The following is a 1588-nucleotide window of genomic DNA, read 5'->3' as shown; positions in this document are numbered from 1 at the left end:
CCCTCCTGCACCGTGTACTGCGTACCCGTCTTGCCCGGATACACCGGCGAGATCGGGTCGTAACCCTGACTGAAGTCCGCACTGCCAACCGGCCTCCAGTTGGCATGGTTACTCGGCTTCTGGTCCTTCCTCGCACGTAGCGCTTCCAGATACCCCATCCACGACGGGCCGTCATTGCTGACCCCACCCACACGCTTCCCGTCCACGTAGTAATAACGCGCAACCTTGTTCGCCACCGTGCCGGGGTTGTAGTCATCTGTCGTGTAGGTCGGACGCTCGATGGTGCCCGTGAGCTCGTCCCGCAACAGGATCTGCCCCTGGGCATCACTCACATACTGGATGTTCCGGTTACCCACCCGGTCCACGGCCGTCGACGCACGCCCGTTCACATCAAACGTGATGTCCGAGTAGCCCGGCTTCCATAGCCGGTTGTTCTTGCCGATGTCTTTGTTGTACGCCTCTGACTGGATCGCCGTCACCTTGGCATCGTCCCAGTACGCATAGCCGTAATAGGTATCGGTCAAGGTGCCGCCACTTTGATTGCCGTTCGCATCGTTGTTGGTATGCGCAAGCACCCCGCGTCCCGTTGCACTGTAGCTTGCCGTCCCGTCTGGATTCAGATTGGTCTTGTGCACGTAATACTCATACGTGGTGGTGCCGCCCGTGCCTTCTTCTCTTAGCAGCCGGCTGTCCGCATCGTAGGTGGTGGCTTGGGTGTATTTCACCGTCGTGCCGTTGCTCGCATATTCGTGGTAAGCGGTGACCCGACCCAGCGCATCGTTGACCCGGCGGCTACGCAGCACGTTGTTGATCCTGACCTCTTCGAGGTAGCCATCCGCCGTATAGGTGTAGCGCTCCCGGCTGTTGTCCCGGGCATTGCTCACCTCCATGCGATCGCCCACCAGGTTGTAGCTGATGGCGACCCCATCGCCGCCGCTCACCCCCTTGTCGATCACAATGCTGGTATCGGTCGCCGTGGTGGCCCGGCCGCTGGCGGTGAACACTCCGTTGTTCACCGCACCCAGCTGCCCCATGGTGACCGTGAAACGGTCCATGCTGTCGTACTGGTACCAGTACTCCTGTGTACGCTGTGTGCCGTTCACGCCATCGTGGTACACACTCTTCACCATGCGGCGGTTGCCTACCGCATCGTATTCGTAATGCAGGTTCACTTTCGGGTCCAGCACATCCATGATCCGGTTGTGGCTGTCGTACTTGATGGTGGAGGTCTGGTAGTAGTCCATGGCCCCCAAGCTGAGGTCCAGAGGATGCTTGAGGCGGAGGTAACCTTCATAGGTCTTGTTGCCGTTGGCATCGTAGGCATAGTAGGTGTACATGCCGAGTGCCTTGTCGTGGATGGACTGCACATAGCCATTGGCATAGTGGGTATAGGCGATGTGCTGGCCGCTGTTGTTGACCGCGTTCGCGCCAGTGAGGCTGGTCTGGCTGGTCAGCCAGCCCGCATGGTTGTAGGTGTACACGAACTGATGCTCACCCAGGTCCTGATGCCAGGTCACCCGGCCGAACATGTCCAACTGGTCGATCAGGGTATAGCCATCCGCTTGTGTCGTGGTCTTGGTCCAGCCAC

1 protein-coding gene is annotated in these 1588 nt (G+C 59.5%); it reads right to left on the bottom strand.

Annotated elements, in window-relative coordinates:
* Nucleotides 1–1588, bottom strand: a 1588-nt coding sequence (locus tag ED236_RS12530; protein WP_162299630.1) for a hypothetical protein, incomplete at both ends; no start/stop codon positions are given.

It is taken from the genome of Pseudomethylobacillus aquaticus, assembly GCF_003730115.1.
In the GTDB taxonomy this organism is placed as follows: domain Bacteria; phylum Pseudomonadota; class Gammaproteobacteria; order Burkholderiales; family Methylophilaceae; genus Pseudomethylobacillus; species Pseudomethylobacillus aquaticus.
This window is presented reverse-complemented; position numbering and strand designations above follow the sequence as displayed.